Origin of the sequence: Bradyrhizobium elkanii WSM2783, assembly GCF_000472865.1 — a bacterium.
Taxonomy (GTDB): Bacteria; Pseudomonadota; Alphaproteobacteria; order Rhizobiales; family Xanthobacteraceae; genus Bradyrhizobium; species Bradyrhizobium elkanii_A.
Genome location: NZ_AXAP01000039.1, coordinates 39,270 through 61,791, shown reverse-complemented (window position 1 = coordinate 61,791; position 22,522 = coordinate 39,270). Strand labels below are relative to the sequence as shown.

The 22,522-nt window shown below is 63.1% G+C and carries 21 protein-coding genes; 10 read left to right on the top strand and 11 right to left on the bottom strand.

The annotated features are described in order from the left end of the window. The first annotated feature begins 69 nt into the window (after positions 1 to 69). Both YY7_RS0128870 and YY7_RS0128865 read left to right on the top strand, forming a co-directional pair. Positions 70 to 573 carry an RNA pyrophosphohydrolase gene (locus tag YY7_RS0128870; RefSeq protein ID WP_028166262.1) on the top strand — a complete coding sequence of 168 codons (504 nt, stop codon included), beginning with the start codon at positions 70 to 72 and terminating at the stop codon, positions 571 to 573. Between the two features lie 2 nt (positions 574 to 575). After that, the gene (locus YY7_RS0128865; protein WP_028166261.1) at positions 576 to 1,079 is read left to right on the top strand and encodes an RNA pyrophosphohydrolase; all 504 of its coding nucleotides are present in this window, start codon (positions 576 to 578) and stop codon (positions 1,077 to 1,079) included. A 127-nt stretch (positions 1,080 to 1,206) separates the two neighbouring features. Here the strand turns inward: YY7_RS0128865 and glgX are convergent, their stop codons facing one another. Then, positions 1,207 to 3,453, bottom strand: a complete 2,247-nt coding sequence (glgX, locus tag YY7_RS0128860) for a glycogen debranching protein GlgX (protein WP_028166260.1) — start codon at positions 3,451 to 3,453, stop codon at positions 1,207 to 1,209. 290 nt (positions 3,454 to 3,743) lie between these two features. Here glgX and groL point away from each other — a divergent pair, with 290 nt between their 5' ends. The 5 genes from groL (at position 3,744) to YY7_RS0128835 (ending at position 8,278) form a co-directional block, all read left to right on the top strand. Beyond that, positions 3,744 to 5,366, top strand: a complete 1,623-nt coding sequence (groL, locus tag YY7_RS0128855; RefSeq protein ID WP_028166259.1) for a chaperonin GroEL — start codon at positions 3,744 to 3,746, stop codon at positions 5,364 to 5,366. A 234-nt stretch (positions 5,367 to 5,600) separates the two neighbouring features. Beyond that, a complete protein-coding gene (locus tag YY7_RS0128850; RefSeq protein WP_028166258.1) occupies positions 5,601 to 6,053 on the top strand; it encodes an Hsp20 family protein in 453 nt (150 codons plus the stop codon). Positions 6,054 to 6,132: 79 nt separating this feature from the next. Beyond that, positions 6,133 to 6,630, top strand: coding sequence for an Hsp20/alpha crystallin family protein (locus YY7_RS0128845; protein WP_028166257.1), 498 nt, complete (start codon positions 6,133 to 6,135; stop codon positions 6,628 to 6,630). A 78-nt stretch (positions 6,631 to 6,708) separates the two neighbouring features. Next, positions 6,709 to 7,035: a hypothetical protein gene (locus tag YY7_RS58590; protein WP_080663893.1), complete on the top strand. Its 327-nt coding sequence runs from the start codon at positions 6,709 to 6,711 to the stop codon at positions 7,033 to 7,035. A 139-nt stretch (positions 7,036 to 7,174) separates the two neighbouring features. Further along, a complete protein-coding gene (locus YY7_RS0128835; protein WP_035691178.1) occupies positions 7,175 to 8,278 on the top strand; it encodes a trypsin-like peptidase domain-containing protein in 1,104 nt (367 codons plus the stop codon). A gap of 268 nt (positions 8,279 to 8,546) precedes the next feature. On the opposite strand, the gene YY7_RS0128830 is transcribed toward YY7_RS0128835, so the two are convergent. From YY7_RS0128830 to YY7_RS0128805, 6 genes are all read right to left on the bottom strand, one after another. Then, positions 8,547 to 8,954, bottom strand: coding sequence for a F0F1 ATP synthase subunit epsilon (locus YY7_RS0128830; RefSeq protein WP_028166255.1), 408 nt, complete (start codon positions 8,952 to 8,954; stop codon positions 8,547 to 8,549). Positions 8,955 to 9,064: 110 nt separating this feature from the next. Further along, positions 9,065 to 10,507, bottom strand: a complete 1,443-nt coding sequence (gene atpD / locus YY7_RS0128825; RefSeq protein WP_028166254.1) for a F0F1 ATP synthase subunit beta — start codon at positions 10,505 to 10,507, stop codon at positions 9,065 to 9,067. A 122-nt stretch (positions 10,508 to 10,629) separates the two neighbouring features. Continuing rightward, positions 10,630 to 11,031 (bottom strand): organic hydroperoxide resistance protein, encoded by a 402-nt coding sequence (locus tag YY7_RS0128820; protein WP_028166253.1) that lies wholly within the window; start codon positions 11,029 to 11,031, stop codon positions 10,630 to 10,632. A 15-nt stretch (positions 11,032 to 11,046) separates the two neighbouring features. Further along, on the bottom strand, positions 11,047 to 11,925 hold the full coding sequence (locus YY7_RS0128815; RefSeq protein ID WP_028166252.1) for a F0F1 ATP synthase subunit gamma: 879 nt from the start codon (positions 11,923 to 11,925) through the stop codon (positions 11,047 to 11,049). A 152-nt stretch (positions 11,926 to 12,077) separates the two neighbouring features. Beyond that, positions 12,078 to 13,607 carry a F0F1 ATP synthase subunit alpha gene (atpA, locus tag YY7_RS0128810; RefSeq protein ID WP_028166251.1) on the bottom strand — a complete coding sequence of 510 codons (1,530 nt, stop codon included), beginning with the start codon at positions 13,605 to 13,607 and terminating at the stop codon, positions 12,078 to 12,080. Next, on the bottom strand, positions 13,607 to 14,167 hold the full coding sequence (locus YY7_RS0128805) for a F0F1 ATP synthase subunit delta (protein WP_028166250.1): 561 nt from the start codon (positions 14,165 to 14,167) through the stop codon (positions 13,607 to 13,609). Before YY7_RS0128805 ends, atpA begins: the two co-directional genes overlap by 1 nt. A 618-nt stretch (positions 14,168 to 14,785) precedes the next feature. Between YY7_RS0128805 and YY7_RS0128800 the strand changes: the two genes are divergently transcribed. After that, positions 14,786 to 15,286 (top strand): septal ring lytic transglycosylase RlpA family protein, encoded by a 501-nt coding sequence (locus tag YY7_RS0128800; RefSeq protein ID WP_028166249.1) that lies wholly within the window; start codon positions 14,786 to 14,788, stop codon positions 15,284 to 15,286. A 178-nt stretch (positions 15,287 to 15,464) separates the two neighbouring features. On the opposite strand, the gene YY7_RS0128795 is transcribed toward YY7_RS0128800, so the two are convergent. Next, on the bottom strand, positions 15,465 to 17,672 hold the full coding sequence (locus YY7_RS0128795; RefSeq protein ID WP_028166248.1) for a primosomal protein N': 2,208 nt from the start codon (positions 17,670 to 17,672) through the stop codon (positions 15,465 to 15,467). A 131-nt stretch (positions 17,673 to 17,803) separates the two neighbouring features. Between YY7_RS0128795 and YY7_RS0128790 the strand changes: the two genes are divergently transcribed. Continuing rightward, positions 17,804 to 18,775 (top strand): tyrosine recombinase XerC, encoded by a 972-nt coding sequence (locus YY7_RS0128790; protein WP_028166247.1) that lies wholly within the window; start codon positions 17,804 to 17,806, stop codon positions 18,773 to 18,775. Between the two features lie 146 nt (positions 18,776 to 18,921). After that, positions 18,922 to 19,512, top strand: coding sequence for a DUF4337 domain-containing protein (locus YY7_RS0128785; RefSeq protein ID WP_028166246.1), 591 nt, complete (start codon positions 18,922 to 18,924; stop codon positions 19,510 to 19,512). A gap of 182 nt (positions 19,513 to 19,694) precedes the next feature. On the opposite strand, the gene YY7_RS0128780 is transcribed toward YY7_RS0128785, so the two are convergent. From YY7_RS0128780 to YY7_RS0128770, 3 genes are all read right to left on the bottom strand, one after another. Continuing rightward, positions 19,695 to 20,225, bottom strand: coding sequence for a hypothetical protein (locus YY7_RS0128780; RefSeq protein ID WP_028166245.1), 531 nt, complete (start codon positions 20,223 to 20,225; stop codon positions 19,695 to 19,697). A 74-nt stretch (positions 20,226 to 20,299) separates the two neighbouring features. After that, a complete protein-coding gene (gene lpdA / locus YY7_RS0128775; protein ID WP_028166244.1) occupies positions 20,300 to 21,700 on the bottom strand; it encodes a dihydrolipoyl dehydrogenase in 1,401 nt (466 codons plus the stop codon). Positions 21,701 to 21,735: 35 nt separating this feature from the next. After that, complete coding sequence (locus YY7_RS0128770) at positions 21,736 to 22,482, bottom strand: SDR family oxidoreductase (RefSeq protein WP_028166243.1); 747 nt, start codon at positions 22,480 to 22,482, stop codon at positions 21,736 to 21,738. Between the last annotated feature and the right edge of the window lie 40 nt (positions 22,483 to 22,522).

Genomic DNA, 22,522 nt, shown 5'->3' with positions numbered 1-22,522 from the left:
TTTGCGTTTGTCGCGAGGGAGAAACGATTTCCGACTGGTTCCGGATCACGCTCTGGGAGTCCTGATCGAATGACGCGTTACGAGGAACTGCCCTACCGGACCTGCGTCGGCGTGATGCTGCTCAACCGAGACGGGCTGGTCTTTATCGGGCGCCGCGCCGGCGGCATCGAGCATGTCGACGACACCCACATCTGGCAGATGCCGCAAGGCGGCGTGGATCCCGGTGAAGACGTCTGGGACGCCGCCAAGCGCGAGCTCTACGAGGAGACCAGCGTCCGATCGGTCGAGAAACTCGGTGAGGTCGAGGACTGGCTGATCTACGATATTCCGCGCACGGTCGCAGGGCGCGCCTGGAAGGGCCGCTATCGCGGCCAGCGCCAGAAATGGTTCGCGGTTCGCTTCACCGGCAAGGACAATGAGATCGACGTGGAACATCCCGGCGGCGGCCACAAGGCCGAGTTCTCGAACTGGCGCTGGGAGCCGATGAAGAATCTCCCCGAATTGATCGTGCCGTTCAAGCGGCCGGTGTATGAGCGGGTCGTGCAGGAGTTTTCGAGGCTCGCGGGCCGATAGGAATGTCCGAGGAAAAACTATACCGCCCCAATGTCGGGGTCGCGCTGTTCAACACGTCCGGCCACGTGCTGATCGGCCACAGATTCAGGGACGATGGTCCGGAAATCATCCTTCCCGGGCTTGAATGGCAGATGCCGCAGGGCGGCATCGATGCTGGCGAGGAACCGCGCCAGACGGTGATGCGTGAACTCTGGGAGGAGACGGGCGCCGTTTCCGCCGACTATCTCGGCGAGACCGATTGGGTCACTTATGAATTCCCACCCTACAATGGACCGCCGCATCGTCTCGGCAAATTCCACGGACAGCGGCAAAAATGGTTCGCGCTGCGATTCACCGGGCGCGACGAGGAAATCGACCCGCTGACACCGCGCAACGGACAACCGGCCGAATTCGACGCCTGGCGCTGGGAGCGGCTCGACCGCGTCCCCGATCTCGTCGTGCCGTTCCGCCGCGAAGTGTACCGGCATGTCGCCCGCAGCTTTGCCGCCTTTGCGCGAGCGCGCTGAGACCGGATTGCAGAACCTCACCTCGTCTAAAGCGCGATGAGACGAGGATGAATCATTATCGCGCTTTAGGTTATTGTTTGAGCATGATCTTTTCGGAAAACCGCTTCACACTATTCCGGATCATGCGCTAGGTGAACGCATTATCGGATAGCGGGAACTCGGCGACATCAAGGATGCTGCCGATGCCATGCCGCAAGCGGCGCACGGCGCTGTCTTCGCTCGCGAGACCGAACGCCAGCATGGAGCGTCCGGTCACCGCATAGACGTGGCCGAACGGAAAGGTTGGCAGTTGCCCCTCCGGCTGGTTGGTGTCGATCAACCCCTGCCAGTGCTGTCCTTCCGGAACTTCCGGCAGCGTAAAGTTCACGACGTCATAATGGGCGTTGTAGATCAACAGCAGGGTCGCGTCCGATCCGCGACGTTTGATTCCGGTTTCCTGGGCGCGACCATCAAGCAGCATCCCGAAGCAGCGCACATTGCCGTCCTGCCACTGCTCGACGGTCATTTCTTCGCCCGACGGGGCAAGCCAGGTCACGTCCTTGACGTCGAGCTCCTCATTGTGGGTGCCGATCAGGAAACGGCTCCGATAAAGGATCGGAAACGCCTTGCGCATCGCGATCAGCTTTCGCGTGAATTCGCGCAAGGCGCGTCCTTCAGGCGATATCTTCATCCAATCGAGCCAGGTGGTCTCGTTGTCCTGCGCATAGGCGTTGTTGTTGCCCTTCTGGCTGTGACCGAATTCGTCGCCGGCGAGCAGCATCGGCGTGCCGTGCGACAGGACCATCGTGGCAAGGAAATTGCGCTTCTGCCGCTCGCGTAACGCGACAATCTCCGCATCCGATGTTGGACCTTCGACGCCGTGATTCCACGAGTGATTGTTGGAATGGCCGTCCTGGTTTTTCTCGCCATTGGCCTCGTTGTGCTTGTCGTTGTAGGAGACGAGATCGTTGAGGGTGAAGCCGTCATGGGCGGTAACGAAGTTGACGCTCGCCCACGGTTTGCGGCCGCGCTTGTTGAACAGGTCTCCCGACCCGGTAGTGCGCTTGACGAAATCAGCGACCTGCCCGGCATCCCCTTTCCAGAAGCGTCGCGCCGTATCGCGGAATTTGTCGTTCCATTCCGCCCAGCCCGGCGCGAACTGGCCGACCTGGTAGCCGCCGGGGCCGATGTCCCATGGCTCCGCGATCAGCTTGACGCTGGAGAGCACCGGGTCCTGCCGACAGGCATCGAGGAAGCTGCCGCCTTCATCGAAGCCGTAGGGTTCGCGCGCGAGAATGGTGGCAAGATCGAAACGAAAGCCGTCGACGCGCATCTCCGTTGCCCAGTAGCGAAGAGAGTCGGCGACCATCTGCAGCACGCGCTGGTGCGATAGATTGACGGTGTTCCCGGTGCCGGTATCGTTGATGTAGTAGCGCCTCTGATCGGGCAGCAGCCGATAATAGCTCGCGTTATCAATGCCCTTGAAGGACAGCGTCGGTCCGAGTTCGTTGCCTTCGGCGGTGTGGTTATAGACCACGTCGAGGATCACCTCGATGCCGTGGGCATGGAATTGGTTGACCATCTCCTTGAACTCGGTCGCCAAGCCTGTCCGCAGGTAGCGCGGATCCGGAGCGAAGAAAGCGAGCGAGTTGTAGCCCCAATAATTGCGCAGGCCTCTGTCGACCAGATAGCTGTCGTCGACGAAAGCATGAATCGGCAACAGCTCCGCGCTGGTGACGCCGAGCGAGCGCAGATACGCCGATACGTTCGGGCAGGCGAGGCCCGCGAACGTGCCGCGATCGGCTTCCGGCACCAATGGATGCAGCTTGGTGAAGCCCTTCACATGCATCTCGTAGATGATGGTGCGCTCCCACGGCGTCGCAGGCTTGCGGTCACGCCCCCAGGTGAAAGCGGGATCGATCACCCGGCACTTCTGCACCAGATGGATATTGTCGCGGTCATCAAACGATTTGTCCTTGTCGGCATCGCCGATCTTGTAGCCGAACAGTTCGGGACCCCATTGCAACTGCCCGACCAATTGCCGGGCGTAAGGGTCGATCACCAGCTTGTTCGGATTGAAGCGATGGCCGGCGTCGGGTTCATAGGGACCATGGACGCGATAGCCATAGACCAATCCTGGCCGCGCGGTCGGCAGATAGCCGTGCCAGACTTCGTCGGTATATTCGGGAAGCTCGATCCGCTCGACCTCGGTTTGGCCGGCGTCGTCGAACAGGCATAGCTCCACCTTGGTGGCATGCGCTGAAAACAGCGCGAAGTTGACACCCAGGCCGTCCCAGGTGGCGCCCAGGGGAAACGGCCTGCCTTCGCGAACAGCGGAGCGCCGCAGCAACTGGGCTGCCTGCGCGAGCTCACGACCTGCGGCTGATCTATCCATCAGAAGGCCTGCCCTTCGGTGACATAAACGCCTGCACCTCACCATCGTTCCTCTGGTCGGGCAGTTCGGCTCGACCCGATCTCCGCCGCCGGAACGGGTTCCCGGCTTCCTGGTCCTGTGACATCATGGAGCAGAGCAACCCTCTCGGCCCAGGCCGGACGGCCGAGGCCGCGCGGAAGGCCGCTTAGAGCACGATCCGGAAGAGCGGATACCGCTTTCCCGAAAATAACCATGCTCAGACAAGGACGAGAGAACGCAGTTGATCCATCAAGGGGAGAGGAGAAAACGTCATGGCCGCGAAAGACGTGAAGTTCTCAACCGAAGCCCGCGAGCGCATGTTGCGTGGCGTAGATCTGCTGGCGAATGCGGTCAGGGTGACGCTCGGACCGAAGGGCCGCAACGTCGTGCTGGAAAAATCCTTTGGAGCACCGCGCATCACCAAGGATGGCGTCACCGTTGCCAAGGAGATCGAGCTCGAGGACAAGTTCGAGAACATGGGCGCACAGATGGTGCGGGAAGTCGCGTCCAAAACCAGCGACATCGCGGGTGACGGCACAACCACCGCGACTGTGCTCGCACAGGCGATCGTCAGGGAGGGCGCCAAATCGGTCGCCGCCGGCATGAATCCAATGGACCTGAAGCGCGGCATCGACCTCGCGGTCGAAGCGATCGTCGCTGACCTCAAGACCCATGCCAGGAAGATCACCTCCAATGATGAGATCGCCCAGGTCGGCACCATCTCCGCCAACGGAGATGCCGAGATCGGCCGCTTCCTTGCCGATGCCATGCAAAAGGTCGGCAATGAAGGCGTGATCACGGTCGAGGAGGCGAAGAGTCTCAACACCGAGCTGGAAGTGGTCGAGGGCATGCAGTTCGACCGCGGCTATGTCTCGCCCTATTTCGTCACCAATGCGGAGAAGATGAAGGTCGAGCTCGAAGAGCCCTATGTCCTGACCAATGAGAAGAAGCTGACCACGCTGCAGTCGATGTTGCCGCTGCTGGAAGCGGTGGTGCAGTCCGGCAAGCCGCTGCTCATCGTCGCGGAGGACATCGAGGGCGAGGCGCTGGCGACGCTCGTCGTCAACAAGCTGCGCGGCGGCCTGAAGGTCGCCGCGGTGAAGGCGCCGGGTTTCGGCGATCGCCGCAAGGCGATGCTCGAGGATATCGCCATCCTCACCGGCGGCACCGCGATCTCGGAAGATCTCGGCATCAAGCTCGAGAATGTCACGCTGAACATGCTCGGCCGTGCCAAGAAGGTCGTGATCGAGAAGGAGAGCACGACCATCGTCGATGGCGCCGGCGCCAAGAAGGACATCGAGGCCCGCACTGCCCAGATCAGGACGCAGATCGACGAAACCACTTCTGACTATGATCGCGAGAAGCTTCAGGAGCGGCTCGCCAAGCTTGCCGGCGGCGTCGCCGTGATCCGGGTCGGCGGCGCGACCGAAATCGAGGTGAAGGAGCGCAAGGACCGGGTCGAGGACGCGCTGCACGCCACCCGCGCAGCCGTCGAGGAAGGCATCCTTCCCGGCGGCGGCGTGGCACTGCTGCGTGCCTTGAAGGCGCTGGACAAGATCAAGACCGCCAATGCCGACCAGAAGGCGGGCGTCGATATCGTCCGTCGTGCCTTGCAGATACCGGCGCGCCAGATCGTCGAGAATGCCGGCGAGGACGGTTCACTGGTGGTCGGCAAGCTCCTGGAGCGCGGCGACTACAATTGGGGCTTCAATGCCGCGACCGGCGAGTACGAGGACCTGGTGCGCGCCGGCGTGATCGATCCGGCGAAGGTGGTTCGCACCGCATTGCAGGACGCGGCATCCGTTGCCTCGCTCCTGATCACGACGGAAGCATTGGTCGCCGACAAGCCGAAGAAGTCCGAGCAGACGCCCACCCCGCCGCCGATGGACTTCTGATCGACAACAAGGGCGGCCCGCGGATAATGCCGCCGGTCGCCTTACGCGATTGGCGAACTTTCCTGAGTGGCCGGAAAATTTCGGACACCCCTCTTGAAAGTTCGCGCCGGTTTTCTAATTCGATTTTGCCGCCAAGAAAGGTGGTGCCGGATGCCAGCTTGGGTCCGGCGAACTGGGCGGCGGACAGTGTCCGACGCTCCTTCGTATCCATCTTGCTCTGAGGAGGACTTGGTTATGAGGACCTTTGACTTCTCGCCCCTGTGGCGCTCCACAGTCGGCTTTGACCATCTTGCGGATTTGCTCGATGCGAGCCTACGGCAGTCCGCCGACGACAACTATCCCCCTTACAATATCGAGCGGTCCGGCGAGGACAGCTATCGGATCTCGCTGGCAGTTGCCGGCTTTGGCGTGAATGACATCATCGTCACCGCCGAGCAGGACGTGCTCACGATCGAAGGCAGGAAACCTGAGGGACCGGCGCGCGATTATCTCTACCAGGGCATCGCCGCGCGACCGTTCCGGCGGGTATTCAGCCTCGCTGACCATGTGCAGGTTAGGCAGGCCTCCATCAAGGATGGTCTCTTGATCGTCCATCTCGTCCGCGAGGTGCCGGAATCGATGAAGCCGCGACGCATCCCGATCGCGGGTACGGGCTCCCGAGCAATCGAGCAGAAGCAGGCGGCCTGACTTTGCCTGATACTTGACGAGGACACGCGTGGGCCAAGCCGCCCGCGCGGGAGATCGTAGCTGAGACAAGGAGGATAAGATGGCTTTTCGTGATCTCATTCCCTGGTCGAAGAACCAGGAGCTTACGCCGACGCGCGAGAATTTCGATCCTTTCATCACGCTTCACCGCGAGATGAACCGTCTGTTCGACGACGTGTTCCGCGGTTTCGGCTCCTTCGGTCCCATCAGCAGCCCGCTGTTGGAAGGCCGCTTCGGTTGGCCGAAGATCGAGCTCAGCGAAACCGACAAGGAGCTTACCGTCTCCGCAGAGCTTCCGGGCATGACAGAGAAGGACGTTCAGGTCGAGATCGCCAATGGCGTGCTGACGCTCAGGGGCGAGAAGAAAGCCGAGCGGACGGACAACGGAAAGTACTTCTCCGAACGCTACTACGGCGCGTTCGAGCGGCGGATCGCTCTTGATGGTGTTGCCGAAGACAAGGCGCAAGCTTCCTTCCGCGACGGCGTATTGACGATCACGCTGCCGAAATCAGAGGAAGCGCGCGAGAGCGTCAAACGCATCCCGATCGGCAAGCAATAGCATGAAAGGCGGCGCGTCCGGCGCCGCCTTTCTACTCAAACGGTGTCCTTGGAAAGGAGCGTAAAGGAGACACTCTCGATGAGCGAGGCCAATGTTAGCGCCGCCACACACCCCCTCTTCCACCCCGCCACCCATTACGGCTCACCCGCCCAGGTCCTGGCGGACCCGCAGCTATCCCGATCGGAGAAGCGCGTCATCCTGTCGTCCTGGGCATCCGACATGTTCGCGGTGGAATCCAGCCCCAGCCTGCGCGACATCCCGGGGATCGACCACAGCATTCGCCTGGCCGATATCCTTTCCGCACTGCGGCAGCTAGATGACGACGACGATCCGCCGCCACGCGGCGGCGCTGCGCTGCCGCGGCCTTCGCGAACCAATCTCTCCCATGAGGCCCCGCCTTGTTGACGCCGACTATTTTGGCTTTGGCATGGGTCAATCAGGCGTCCGCGCTGCTGGCGATGCCATGGTTCGCGTGGCAGCGGGATTTGCTTTCTCGCGACATCTTGCGCGCCGGAACCCGGCTGGACCGATAGAGAGAGCGGACGTGAAGCGAGCAATATCGCCTGCATTCGGCGCCGTGCTCGGCGCGCTCATCATCATCGTGCCGGCGGCAGGTCAGGTCCCGAATCTGAAAACCGGGGGCACGGTGCCGACGCTGGCGCCCCTGGTACGCGAAGTGACTCCCGCGGTCGTCAATATCTCCGTGCATGGCAAAATCCGCGAGGACAACCCGCTTTATCGCGATCCGCTGTTCCGCGAATTCTTCGATGTCCCGAAGCAACTCGAGAAGGAGATCAGCGCAACCGGCTCCGGCGTCATCGTCGACGGTGAGCGGGGCTACATCCTCACCAACAATCACGTGGTGGATCAGGTCTCGGCGGTCCAGATCACGACCAAGGACGGTCGTCAGTTCTCTGCCAAGGTAATGGGCCGCGATCCCGCGACCGATATCGCGGTCCTGAAAATCCACTCCCCGACCGCACTCAAGGCGATTGCACTGGGCGACAGCGATGCGCTTGAAGTCGGCGATTTCGTCATTGCCATCGGCAACCCCTTCGGCCTCGGCCAGACCGTGACATCGGGGCTTGTAAGCGCGCTCGGCCGCACCGGGCTGGGCAAACAGGGCTATGAGGATTTCATCCAGACCGACGCCGCGATCAACCCCGGCAACTCCGGCGGCGCGCTGATCAATCTGAAGGGCGAACTGATCGGCATCAACTCGGCGATCATTTCGCCGGCCGGCGGCAATGTCGGCATCGGCTTTGCGATCCCGATCAACATGGCACGCCGCGTGATGGACCAGATCGTCGAGAACGGCAAGGTCGTGCGCGGCCGGATCGGCGTCTCGCTGCAGGATATGCATCCCTCGACGGACGGCGGGCGCAGCGAGGGGGCCAGGATCGCCGACATCAGTCCGGGATCGCCTGCGGAGGCCGCCGGTCTGCGCAAGGGCGATGTCGTGCTGCGAGCCGACGATCGTCCGATCCGCAGCGCTGCGCAGCTCCGTAACCGTGTCGGCCTCGCTCGCATCGGGGAGCAGGTCAGGCTGACAATCGAGCGCGGCGGCGGGACCCAGAATGTCACGGTCGCAGTGGCGCCGATGGTGGACGCCAATGCTGCGGTTTCAAGCAGGACGCAGCGCCGTTAGAGCGTTTTCGAGCGAAGTGGATACCGATTCGCGTGAAGTACGCGTCAAAACAAGAATCTAGAGCGTTTTCGAGCGAAGTGGACACCGGTTCGCGTGAAGAAAACGCGTCAAAACAAGAATCTAGAGCTTCGGTTCTGACCCAATCAGAACCGAAGCTCTAAGCCCGCGCAATGTTTGGAATTCGGCATCGAAAAATCCTCGTCCGCCACGATGTGACGGACGAAGGTCGTTCAAGTTTTTGTTCGGCCCCGGCGCGGTGCACCGGGGCCTAGTGCATAGCCGTCGCGTTGAGGATGTTCTCGATGCTCTTGAAGTGGTCGAGCCGCTCGATCTCGCGGTCGAGCTCCGAGCCATGCTTCTCTTTCAGGTTCTCTTCCATCTCGGCGATGGTTTCCCTGAACTGGGCGCGATCGACTTCCTGGATCGAGGTCGCGACATCAGCGAGCACGGTCAGGCGATTGTCGGAGACCTCCGCAAGACCGCCGAGCACCACCATCTTCTGATGCGCCCCGCCGGTCGTGATGGTCAGGATACCCGGACGGATCGCCGCCACGACCGGTGCGTGACCGGCGAGCACGCCGAAATCGCCTTCCACGCCGGGAACATCGACCTGATCGACCTCGCCGGAGAAAGCGAGCGCTTCGGGGGAGACGAGGTCGAAGTGGAAGGTGGCCATGGTCTTTCCGTTCTTTCCGCTGTCACCCGCGGGCGTGACCCGCGGGTCCATCGATCAAAGAGTTCTGCCTTGATGGAGTGCCGGGCCAAGCCCGGCAATGACGAGTGTGCTTAAGCTGCTTCGGCAGCCAGCTTCTTGCCCTTCTCGACCGCCTCTTCGATGGTGCCGACCATGTAGAAGGCAGCCTCCGGCAGGTGGTCGTACTTGCCTTCGCACAAGCCGCGGAAGCCCTTGATGGTGTCGGCGAGCTCGACGAACTTACCCGGCGAACCGGTGAAGACTTCGGCGACATGGAAGGGCTGCGACAGGAAGCGCTCGATCTTGCGGGCGCGGGCCACCGTCAGCTTGTCCTCTTCCGAAAGCTCGTCCATGCCGAGGATGGCGATGATGTCCTGCAGCGACTTATAGCGCTGCAGCACCTGCTGCACCATGCGCGCAGTGTTATAATGCTCCTCGCCGACGACCAGCGGCGACAGCATGCGGGAGGTCGAGTCGAGCGGGTCCACCGCCGGATAGATGCCCTTCTCCGAGATCGCGCGCGACAGCACGGTGGTGGCGTCCAAGTGGGCGAAGGAGGTCGCCGGCGCCGGGTCGGTCAAGTCGTCGGCCGGCACGTAGATCGCCTGCACCGAAGTGATCGAGCCCTTCTGGGTGGTGGTGATGCGCTCCTGCAGCGCGCCCATGTCGGTCGCAAGCGTCGGCTGGTAACCCACCGCCGACGGGATGCGGCCGAGCAGCGCCGACACTTCGGAGCCGGCCTGCGTGAAGCGGAAGATGTTGTCGACGAAGAACAGCACGTCCTGACCCTGGTCGCGGAAGTGCTCGGCCACCGTGAGGCCGGTGAGGCCGACGCGCGCGCGTGCGCCCGGCGGTTCGTTCATCTGGCCGAACACCAGCGCGCATTTCGACTGTACGCTCGGATCGGGATTGCGCGGGTCCGCGTTGACCTTGGACTCGATGAACTCGTGATAGAGGTCGTTGCCTTCGCGGGTACGCTCGCCGACGCCGGCGAACACCGAGTAACCGCCGTGCGCTTTCGCAACGTTATTGATCAGTTCCTGGATCAGCACGGTCTTGCCGACGCCGGCGCCGCCGAACAGGCCGATCTTGCCGCCCTTGGCGTAAGGCGCGAGCAAATCGACGACCTTGATGCCGGTGACGAGAATTTCCGCCTCGGTGGACTGGTCGGTATAGGTCGGCGCTTCCTGGTGGATCGCGCGAACGCCTTCGGCCTTGATCGGGCCGGCCTCGTCGATCGGCTCGCCGATGACGTTGATGATGCGGCCGAGCGTACCGACGCCGACCGGCACCCGGATCGGCTCGCCGGTATCGGTCACTTCCTGGCCGCGCACCAGACCCTCGGTCGTATCCATCGCGATCGTCCGCACGGTGGATTCGCCGAGATGCTGCGCCACCTCGAGCACGAGACGGCTGCCGCCGTTCTTGGTTTCCAGCGAGTTGAGAATCGCCGGCAGGTGGCCCTCGAACTGGACGTCGACGACGGCGCCCATAACCTGGGTGACGCGACCGATCTGGTTGGCTGCTGTAGCCATTTACTCTGTCTCCTTCGATCCGAATTTCCAGATCATGATCCGACGGGTCGGATCATGATCGCATCTTTTTTTTCGCGCATGATCTCTTCGGAAAACCGGTCCCCACTTTTCCGGATCATGCTTTAAACCACGGTCAGCTTGACCGGGATATTACCTTTGGTGGCCTTCGAATACGGGCACACCGTGTGAGCTTCCTCGACCAGCGCCTGGACCTTGGCCTTATCAGCGCCTGGGATCGAAACCTTGAGTTCGACGGCGAGCGAAAAGCCGCCATCGGTATTGAGCGTCACGTCGGCCGTGACCTTTGCCGCCTGGCCGTCGACGCCATGGTTCTTGGCGACCACGAGGATGGCCTGGCCAAAGCAGGCCGAATAGCCCAGAGCAAAAAGCTGCTCGGGATTGTGGCCATCGCCGGCGCCGCCCAATTCCTTCGGCAGCGCCATTGCGAGCGCCAGCCCGCCGTTGTCGAGCACGGAGCGGCCGTTGCGTCCCCCCTTGGTGGTAGCCGATGTGACGTAAGCCATTTCGCGCTCCCTTGGTTAGACCGCCTCGGCGCCGGAAATGATTTCGATCAGTTCCTTGGTGATCATCGCCTGACGGGTTCGGTTGTAGACCAGCGTCTGCTTGCGGATCATTTCACCGGCGTTGCGCGTCGCGTTGTCCATCGCGCTCATCTGCGCGCCGTAGAACGAGGCGTTGTTTTCCAGGAGTGCACGGAATACCTGCACGGCGAGGTTGCGCGGCAACAGGCTGGTGAGGATCTCGTCCTCCTCCGGCTCGTACTCGTAGGCGGTCGCCGGACCGCCGTTTCCGGCCGGCGTTTCCACCACCAGCGGAATGACCTGCTGCGCGGTCGGGACTTGCGCGATCACCGATTTGAATTGTGAATAGAACAGCGTGCAGACGTCGAATTCGCTCGCATCGAAGCGCGCCAACACTTTCTTGGCGATGTCCTCGGCATTGACGAAGCCGAGCTGCCGCACCGCGCGCAGGTCGACATGCTCGACGATCTGCCGTTCGAACAGGCGGCGAAGCTGCTCATAGCCCTTGCGGCCGACGCAGAAGAATTTGACTTCCTTGCCCTGACCGAGCAGCGACAGCGCGTGCTCACGCGCCAATCGTACGATCGCGGAGTTGAATGCACCGCAAAGGCCACGTTCGCCGGTGCAGACCAGGAGCAGATGCACCTGGTCCCTGCCCGTCCCGGCGAGCAGCGCGGGCGCGCCGGGCGAGCCTGCGGCGGCGCTGGCGATATTGCCGATCACGGCGCCCATCTTGTCTGCATAGGGCCGGGCGGCCTCGGCCGCGGTCTGCGCGCGGCGCAGCTTTGACGCCGCCACCATCTGCATGGCCTTGGTGATCTTCTGCGTCGCCTTGGTCGAGGCGATGCGGACCCGCATGTCTTTTAGTGACGCCATTCTTCGTCCACCCCGGCGATCCGATCGGGCGATCCGACCGCTAGCCTATCCCATTGTTCTGCCCGGCGCCTGCGCCGGGCATCCGCTTCTCGTCGGCCGGAAGCCGCAGGCGCGAAGACCAGCTCCGCACCCTTGTCCGGCCGCGACGACGTTTAGGCAAACGTCTTGGCGAAACCTTCGACCACGTTCTTCAGCTTGGCGGCGACGTCGTCGTTGAGGTCGCGGCTATCGCGGATCGCGTCGAGGATGTCGGCATTCTTGCCGCGCAGCAGCGACAGCAGGCCGTCCTCGAAGGCGCGCACCTTGTTGAGCGGCAGCGGATCGAGATAGCCGTTGGTGCCGGCCCAGATCACGCAGACCTGTTCTTCCATCTTCAACGGCGAGAACTGCGGCTGCTTCAACAGCTCGGTCAGGCGCGAGCCGCGGTTGAGCAGGCGCTGGGTCGAGGCGTCGAGGTCGGAGCCGAACTGCGCGAACGCCGCCATTTCGCGGTACTGCGCGAGCTCGCCCTTGATCTTGCCGGCGACCTTCTTCATCGCCTTGGTCTGCGCCGACGATCCGACGCGCGACACCGACAGACCGACGTTCACCGCGGGACGGATGCCCTGGAAGAACAGGTCGGTTTCCAGGAAGATCTGACCGTCGGTAATCGAGATCACGTTGGTCGGGATGTAGGCCGACACGTCGTTGGCCTGGGTTTCGATCACCGGCAGCGCGGTCAGCGAGCCCAAACCGTGCTCCTTGTTGAGCTTGGCGGCGCGCTCGAGCAGGCGGGAGTGCAGATAGAACACGTCGCCCGGATAGGCTTCGCGGCCCGGCGGGCGGCGCAGCAGCAGCGACATCTGGCGATAGGCGACGGCCTGCTTCGAAAGATCGTCATAGATGATGACCGCGTGCATGCCGTTGTCGCGGAAATATTCGCCCATCGTGCAGCCGGTGAACGGCGCGATGTACTGCATCGGCGCGGGGTCCGACGCGGTGGCGGCAACCACGATCGAATATTCCAGCGCGCCCTGCTCTTCGAGCACCTTCACGAACTGCGCGACGGTGGAACGCTTCTGGCCGACCGCGACATAGACGCAATACAGCTTGATGCTCTCGTCCGGCTGGGCGTTGAGCGGCTTCTGATTGAGGATGGTGTCGAGCGCGATCGCGGTCTTGCCGGTCTGGCGGTCGCCGATGATCAGCTCGCGCTGGCCGCGGCCGATCGGGATCAGCGCATCGATCGCCTTCAGGCCGGTCGCCATCGGCTCGTTCACCGACTTGCGCGGAATGATACCCGGCGCCTTCACGTCGACGCGCATGCGCTTGTCAGCCTGGATCGGACCCTTGCCATCGATCGGGTTGCCGAGCGCATCGACGACGCGGCCGAGCAGCCCCTTGCCGACCGGCGTGTCGACGATGGCGCGGGTGCGCTTGACGGTCTGGCCTTCCTTGATCTCGCGGTCAGCGCCGAAGATCACGATGCCGACGTTGTCGTTTTCGAGGTTGAGCGCCATGCCGCGGGTGCCGTTCTCGAACTCGACCATTTCACCGGCCTGGACATTGTCCAGCCCGTAGACGCGGGCGATACCGTCACCGACCGACAGCACCTGGCCGACTTCGGTGACCTTGGCCTCCTGGCCGAAATTCTTGATCTGGTCCTTGAGGATCGCGGAAATTTCCGCGGCGCGGATGTCCATCAGCCTGCCTCTTTCATCGCGTGCTTGATCGAATTGAGTTTGGTGCGAAGCGAACTATCCACCATGCGGCTACCGACCTTGACCACAAGGCCGCCGATGATGGAGGGATCGATCTTCACGTTGAGCGCGACGTCCTTGCCCGTCACCGACTTCAGTGCGGCCTTCAGCGCGTCGAGATTCTTGTCATTGAGCGCTTCCGCGACGGTGACCTCGGCGGTCGCCTCGCCCTTGAAGTTCGCCACCAGCGCGTTGTAGGCGCGGATCACGTCCGCGACCGCAAACAAGCGGCGATTGGAGGTGAGCACTTTCAGGAACTTGGCGGTGATGCCGGAGATACCGGCCTTGTCGAGCACCGCCGAGAGCGCCTTCAATTGCGCTTCGGCGGAAAACACCGGACTGCGAACGAGGCGCTTCAGATCGGCGCTCTCATTCAGAAGGGCATTGAATTTATCGAGATCGGACTTCACGGCATCGACGGACTTTTCGTCGCGAGCCAGATCGAACAGGGCCGTTGCGTAACGACCGGCAACTCCCGAAACGGACGGATCTTCAGCAGCCACAGACGCGCTCTTTTTTGCTGTCAAATTCGCAAGGGAAAAACCGTCGCCGCTGCAGCGGCGCCTAGCGATCCAAGCCCTTGGAATTCAAGCGGGACTTCGATTTTCGACCGACACGCGGAGTGCCGGGATCGTTAAAATCGCGGCTTTGCTAGCATGGCAGGCGCGCAGGTGCAACACGACGTCACATCTAGGTGATGCCTTGTCGCACGGCCGCAACGAAGCGCCGCGAGGACCCTGTCGGCGAAATTCTGCGTGCAGGAATTTCGATCGAGAGACAGGGAGGCGACCCATCGTTCCATCGGCAATCGCATGCCTGCCCGGAGCGCGGGCGCGGGAACAAAATGGCCAGCCGCTCTCTATTCCGTGATTACTTGCGGAAATGTTTCCTAAACGTAAATCAACAGTAATCGTAAGTATTCACTGGGTTAAAAATTAGTTAAAGCGAAAGATTAGTGAAAGCTGTCGAGCGGGTACCGGCAGTAACAAGATATTTCAGCCTGATACATTCCGAATTTACTGCCCAATTCATGCCTCATTGCGAAATCACACGGCCTTGGTCGACGAAGGGACGGGGGTTCCATTTGCCACGTATGTGGCAATACTGCTTGAGGGTCTTGAATGTTGAAATACAAGAAGCCGGCTCGGGGCAACGCAACCCGGCCGTCGCGCGCGGCGCTGGCTGTCGTCGCCGCAACTTTCCTGGTTGGTGGAAGCATCACCGAAGCGTCGGCTAAATCCCGGCACCACCATCATCGCCATCACCATCACCAGGCCCGTGCCGCAACCGACGCGGCGTCGCGCGATGCCAATGCGGCGTTTGCGCCCAGCACCGGCGGCCGCAGTTTCTCGGGCGTGGCGTCCTTCTACGGCAACGAATCGGGCAGCCGCACCGCCTCCGGTCAGCGCTTCAACCAGAACGCCATGACCGCGGCCCATCGCAGCCTGCCGTTCGGCACCAAGCTGCGCGTGACCCATGGCGGCCGCAGCGTGATCGTCACCATCAATGATCGTGGCCCGTTTATCCGCGGCCGTGTGCTTGATCTCTCCACGGGCGCCGCCCGTGCCATCGGCCTGACTGGTGCCGGCGTCGGCCGTGTCACCGCCGAGGTCGTCTCCTAAAGGCGCCCCTTCAGGCGCCGTTTCCGACCAGTTTCGGTAAGCGTTGCGTAGAGTACGGCCGCGGAACTTTCCGCGTGCCGATCAGAGCCTGCCGTCAGAAACGACGGCAGGCTTTTTCATGAGTTCGCCGCCGTCATTCCGGGGCACGCGTAGCGAGCCCGGAATGACGGCGAGAGGGCTACAAAAAGCTCTGCGGATCGACGTCGACCTCGAGCTTGAGGTTGCCCGTGGTCTTCGGCCCGGCCGCCAGCCATTCGCGCAAGTACTGCGACAGATCGACCGAACGCAGCGACTTCACCAGCAGGCGGAAGCGGTAGCGGCCCTTGATGACCGCAAGCGGCGCCTCCGCCGGGCCGAGCACCTGGATGCGCTCGTCGAGCGGCGCGACCGAGGCCAGCTTGCGCCCAAAGCCTTCCGCCGTGGGCCGGTCGCCCGCCGAGATGATCAGGCTCGCCAATCGCCCGAACGGCGGATAGCCGGTGCGCTCGCGCGATTCGATCTCGCTGGCGTAGAACGCCTCGCGGTCGTTGGCGACCAGCGCCTTCATCACGGGATGCTCGGGCTGATGGGTCTGCAGATACCCGACACCGCGGCCCTGCTCGCGGCCGGCGCGCCCGATCACCTGGTTGAGGAGCTGGAACGTGCGCTCGGCCGCACGCGGATCGCCATTGCCGAGGCCGATATCGGCATCGACCACGCCGACCAGATTGAGGCGCGGGAAGTTGTGGCCTTTCGCCACAAGCTGCGTGCCGATGATGATGTCGACCCGGCCCTCCGCAATCTCGTTCAGCTCGCTGCGCATGGTCTCGATCGAGGTGATGAGGTCGCTGGAGAGCACCATGGTGCGCGTGCCGGGAAACAGCGCCGCAGCCTCTTCCTGCAGCCGCTCGACGCCGGGGCCGACCGCGACCAGCGATTCCTCCGCTGCGCAATGCGGGCAGATGTTCGGGCGCGGCATCGAGAAGCCGCAATGGTGACAGACCAGGCGCTGGCGGAAACGATGGTCGACCAGCCAGGCGTCGCAGATGGTGCAGGCAAAGCGGTGGCCGCAGGCGCGGCACAGCGTCAGCGGCGCATAGCCGCGGCGATTGAGGAATAAAAGCGCCTGCTCGCGCCGTTCCACCGCGTAACGGATCTGCTCGGCGAGCCGCGGCGAGATGAAGCGGCCCCGCGCCGGCGGCTCGCGCCGCAGGTCGATGGCCTCGATCTGCGGCATGTGCTGACCGCCGAAGCGCGAGGGCAGCGCGATACGCTGATAGCGCCCCTTGCGCGCATTGACCTCGCTCTCGATCGATGGCGTGGCGGAGGCGAGCACGATCGGGATTTTGGCGATGTGCGCGCGCACCACCGCCATGTCGCGGGCATGGTAATGCGCGCCGTCGTCCTGCTTATAGGCCTGGTCGTGCTCCTCATCGACGATAATGAGCCCGAGATCGGCATAGGGCAGGAACAGCGCCGAGCGCGCGCCGACCACCACCGGCGCCTCACCGCCCGAGATCGCCGCCCAATTGCGGGCGCGGGTGCGCGGCGAGAGCTCGGAATGCCATTCCAGCGGACGCACGCCAAAGCGCTGCGCGAAGCGATCGAGGAACTGGCCAGTCAGCGCGATCTCCGGCATCAGGATCAACGACTGCCTGTTACGGCGGATATTTTCGGCGATCGCCTCGAAATAGACCTCGGTCTTGCCCGATCCTGTGACGCCATCGAGCAGGGCCACATGAAAACTGCCGCTCGCCGCCAGCGTCCGCATCGCATCGGCGGCGGCGCGTTGCTGGCCCGAGAAGTCCGGCTGCGCGTAATCCGGATCGGGCATGGGCGGCGCTGGTGGCGGCGGCATCGGCTCGACCGTCAGCGTGCCCTCATCGACGAGGCCGTCGATCACGCCACTGCTCACGCCGGCTTCCCTCGCCGCTTCCGACTTGCCATGCAAGAGGCGGTCGGAGAGCAATTCGATCACCCGATGCCGCGCCGGCGTCATTCGTCGCGGCGGCTCGCCAACCAGCCGTACGCCCAGGCGCATCCGCTCGGGGCCGAGATTTTCGCCCATCCGCAGCGTCATCCGCAGCACCATGCCGCGGGCGGACAGCGTGTAATTGGCCACCCAATCGACGAGCGCGCGCAGCTCCGGTTTCAGCGGCGGCACGTCGAGCTTCTCGCTGACATCCTTCAGCCGGTTGTGCAGCCGCGGATCGGGCTTGGCGTTTTCCGCCCAGACCACCGCCATCACCTCGCGCGCACCGAGCGGTACCGCGACGACATCGCCGGCCTTCAGATCCATGCCGCGCGGCACGCGATAGGAATAGGTCTGGTCGAGCGCGACCGGGACCAGTACATCGACCATGGAGGTCGGCGTGAGCGAGGAAGCGTGGCTGCGCGCGGTGTCCATTCAGGAGATCGTAAGTTCCGATTGCAGGTGAGGTTAGAGCCGCTTGGCGCAAGTTAGCGAACGGTAAACGAAAGCGATGCGATATAATGGCTTAAACCATCGCCTCCAAGACAGGTCCATAAGACAGGTCCATGGCCAAAGCGCTTCCCGCCGTTCCCGTGAACGAACTCGACTGCGCCGACGAAACCGTCACGCAGGAGATGGCGCACTGGCTATCGCATCTGCGTGCCGAACGGCGATTGTCGCCGAAAACGCTGGAGGCCTATGCCCGCGACGTCCGCCAATGCCTCGCCTTTCTTGCCCAGCACTGGGGCGCGCGGGTAACGCTGCAAGGTTTTGCGGCCCTCGAGGCCACCGATATCAGGGCGTTCATGGCGATGCGCCGCGCCGACGATGTCGCCGGACGCTCACTGATGCGGGCCCTGGCTGGCCTGCGCTCGTTCGGCCGATTCCTCGAGCGCGAAGGCAAGGGCAAGGTCGGCGCCCTCTCCGCGATCCGCGCGCCCAAGGTTGCAAAGAGCCTGCCGAAGCCGATCCACGTGGCGGCGGCAAAACGCTTCGCCGATGCCGACGAGCGCGCCGGCGAGGAACGCGAGACCTGGATCCTGGTACGTGATGCGGCGGTGATGGCACTGCTCTATGGCTCGGGCCTGCGCATCTCCGAGGCGCTCGGCTTGAAACGTCGCGACGTGCCGAAACCCGGCGAAGGCGACGTACTGGTCGTGACCGGCAAAGGCAACAAGACCCGCATGGTGCCGGTGCTGCAAAACGTGTTGCAGCTCATTGCCGACTACGCGGCGACCTGCCCGCATCCGCTGCCGCCCACCGGCCCGATGTTCGTCGGCGCCCGCGGCGGCCCGTTGAGCCCGCGCATCATCCAGCTCGCCATGGAGCGGCTGCGCGGCGCGCTCGGCCTGCCCGACAGCGCCACCCCGCACGCGCTGCGGCATTCGTTCGCGACCCACCTGCTCAGCCGCGGCGGCGATTTGCGCGCGATCCAGGAATTGCTCGGGCACGCTTCGCTCTCGACCACGCAAATCTATACCGGCATCGATTCGGAACGACTGCTCGAGGTCTATCGCTCCGCGCATCCGCGGGGCTGACTTCGCTCACGTATTGACGCGTTTTTCCTCGTGTGAGGAGCGATGCCGGGTTCATCCTGACACGCTCGCGTCACATCCGCTTGGCACTTGCGTAAGCGATGTCGTTTCGGCAATCGTGACGGCGGGTCATATCGGAGAGGGGAATCATGAGCGCACACGAGAGTATGGAGCATGCCGAGCACGCCGAGCATGCTTCCGGCGAAAACAAGAAGATCGCGCTGTTGATTGCCGTGATCGCGCTGTTCCTGGCGCTCTCGGAGACGCTGGGCAAGGGGGCGCAGACCGAATCGATCAGCAAGAACGTCGAGGCGTCGAACCTGTGGGCGTTTTTCCAGGCCAAGAGCATCCGCCGCACCGCGGTGCAGACGGCCGCCGAGCAGGGCAAGCTGACCCTTGCCACCACCACAGACGATGCCATCAGGGCGACGATTCAAAAGCAGCTCGATGACTGGCAGAAGACGGCGGCGCGCTACCGCTCCGAGCCCGAAACCGGCGAAGGCACCGAGCAGCTCGCCGAACGTGCCAAACATGCCGAGCACCAGCGCGACGAAGCGACGGCAAAATACCACCACTTCGAGATCGCCTCCGCCGCCTTCCAGATCGCGATCGTGCTGGCATCGGCGACCATCATCACCGGCATCATCGCGCTGGCCTGGATTTCAGGCCTGCTGACGCTCGCCGGCATCGTCATCAGCGCGCTGGGCCTGTACTCGCCGCATTTGCTGCATTTGCATTAGCAAAATGCGCGGCGAGCCCTCTTTACCTCTCCCATAGGGAGAGGTCGCGCCGAAGGCGCGGGTGAGGGGTTACAGTCCCACGATAAAGCGAACCCCCTCACCCGAATTGCTGCGCAATTCGACCTCTCCCTGTGGGAGAGGTGAACCGAGCCCGCGGTTAGACGGTTTGGCGCGATGAGCAATCACCGCGCTTGCTGTACGCTCCTGCGGAAGCGCGCGATCAGCCGGAGCGTTCGCGCCGACCAGCCGTTGCCGTCGCCGCGCAGGGTCTCCACGATGCGCAGCTTGATCGGATCGATCAGCGCGACGGCTTTCGCGCGCATCCTCAGCACGAAATCATAGAGCGCCTCGAACCAGCGCATCTCCAGAAGCTTCGGGCGGGTCACGTCGAAGATAAAAGCGGTGACGCCGACGCCGAGAAACTTCGCGAACAGGAGGGTACCGATCGCGCTCAGCCAATGTTCGTGGGCGAGCAGCCAAAGGCCGACCAGCTTGAGCGGAAACAACGGGATCACCGGCACGATGAACACGATCAGCGTCATTGCCGGCGACAACGAATCGACCCGATCGGCAAGCCACTGCTTGAACGCGCGCAGCGGGATCAGCGCCACCACGCGCGCCACGATCGGCTCGAGGTGATCCCAAAGCCACGCCTCGATCAGGAAGATGATCGCAAGCAGGACCCAGAAAGGCTGAAGCAGGCGGCGCAGCATCTGTTGTCTCGACCCCGGCCAGATTTTACCTTCGAGCATAATCCTTTACGGACCCTGCTCAGGCCGGGCGTCGATCACATATGGATGGCCCGCTTGCCGACCGCAAGCGCAGCTTCCTTGATCGCCTCGGAGCGGGTCGGATGGGCGTGGCAGGTGCGCGCCAGATCCTCGGCGGAGCCGCCGAATTCCATGAGAACCGCGGCTTCATGGATCATTTCGCCGGCTTCGCGGCCGATGATGTGCACGCCAAGCACCCGATCGGTCTTCGCATCTGCGAGAATCTTGACGAATCCTTCCGTGGTCTGGTTGACCTTGGAGCGGCCGTTGGCGGTGAACGGAAATTTCCCGACGGTATAGGCAATGCCGGCCTGCTTGAGCTCTTCCTCGGTCTTGCCGACGGAAGAAACTTCCGGCGTGGTATACACGACTCCTGGGATAACATCGTAGTTCACATGGCCGGCCTGGCCTGCGATGATCTCGGCAACCGCCACGCCTTCATCTTCGGCCTTGTGCGCGAGCATCGGCCCGGCAACGACGTCGCCGATCGCATAGATGCCTTTCACGGTGGTCGCGAAATGCGGGTCGATCTGCACCCGGCCGCGATTGTCGAGCGCGACGCCGGCTTCCTTCAGGCCGAGGCCATCGGTAAAGGGCACGCGGCCGATCGCAACCAGCACCACGTCGGCTTCGATCGTTTCCGAAGCCCCGCCCGCGGCGGGCTCGACCTTGGCCAATAGAGTCTTGCCCGAGGTATCCACGGCGGTCACCTTGGTGCCGAGCTTGAACGCAAAGCCCTGCTTTTCAAGGATGCGCTGAAACTGCTTGGCGATCTCGCCATCCATGCCGGGCAGGATGCGGTCGAGGAATTCGACCACCATGACCTCCGCGCCGAGGCGCTTCCACACCGAGCCGAGTTCGAGTCCGATCACGCCCGCACCGATGATCAAGAGCCTTTCCGGCACCTTCTCCAGCGACAGCGCGCCGGTTGACGACACGATGCGCTTTTCGTCGATCTCGATGCCCTTCAGCCGCGCGATATCGGAGCCGGTGGCAATGACGATGTTCTTGGTCTCGACCGTCTGCGTGCTGCCATTGGCGGAGACCTCGACCTTGCCCGCGCCAAGAATCTTGCCAGCGCCCTTCAGCACGTCGATCTTGTTCTTCTTCATCAGGAAGTCGACGCCCTTGACGTTACCGTCAATGCCCTGTTGCTTGAAGTTCATCATCGAGGGCAGATCGAGTTTCGGCGCCGATACGCTGACGCCCATCTTGGCGAAGGAATGCGCGGCTTCCTCGAACATCTCGGAGGCGTGCAACAGTGCCTTGGACGGCATGCAGCCGACGTTTAGACAGGTGCCGCCAAGCGTCGGGTTCTTCTCGACCACCGCGACCTTCATGCCAAGTTGCGCCGCGCGCACCGCGCAGACATATCCACCGGGCCCGGTGCCGATGACGACGAGATCATAAGAAGCCATTTCGAAGATCCTGCTGCTGAAGTCCGTGACAGGTATTAGCGGCCGCCTGAGACATCAAGGATGGCGCTTGTCACATATGAAGCCTCGTCCGACATCAGCCAGACGATGGCGTTGGCGATTTCCTCCGCGGTGCCGACGCGCTTCATCGGCACCATGTGAGCGAGGCGATGGGCACGATCGGGCTCACCGCCGGAGGCGTGGATTTCGGTATCGATCAGGCCCGGGCGGATCCCGGCGACGCGGATGCCTTCGGCCGCGACTTCATAGCCGAGGCCGATGGTGAAGGAGTCGATCGCGCCTTTCGAGGCGGCGTAGTCGACATAGGTGTTGGGCGAGCCGAGCTTGGCCGCGACCGACGACAGGTTGACAATGACGCCGCCCTGTCCGCCATTGCGTCTCGACATTCGCTTCACCGCCTCGCGCGCGCACAGAATGCTGCCGGTGACGTTGACCGCCATCATGCGCTCGATGCGCTCGGCCGACATGTCCTCGACCCGGATCGACGGACCGACGATGCCGGCATTGTTGACGAGCGCGCCGAGCGCGCCGAATTCGTCGGCCGCCTTGAACAGCGCAAGAATGTCGGCCTCGCTGCCGACATCGCATTTCACCGCGATCGCCTTGCCGTTGCTGGCCTCGATCGCGGAGACGACTTCGTTGGCCGCCGCCTGGTTGCTGGCGTAGCCGACAACGACGCGAAAGCCTCGCGCCGCCGCGGCGATGGCGGCAGCGCGACCGATGCCGCGGCTGCCGCCGGTGATGACAACGACCTTGTCCGTCACATTCGCCCCTGAACGTTCATGCGACACCGGTCACGACGCC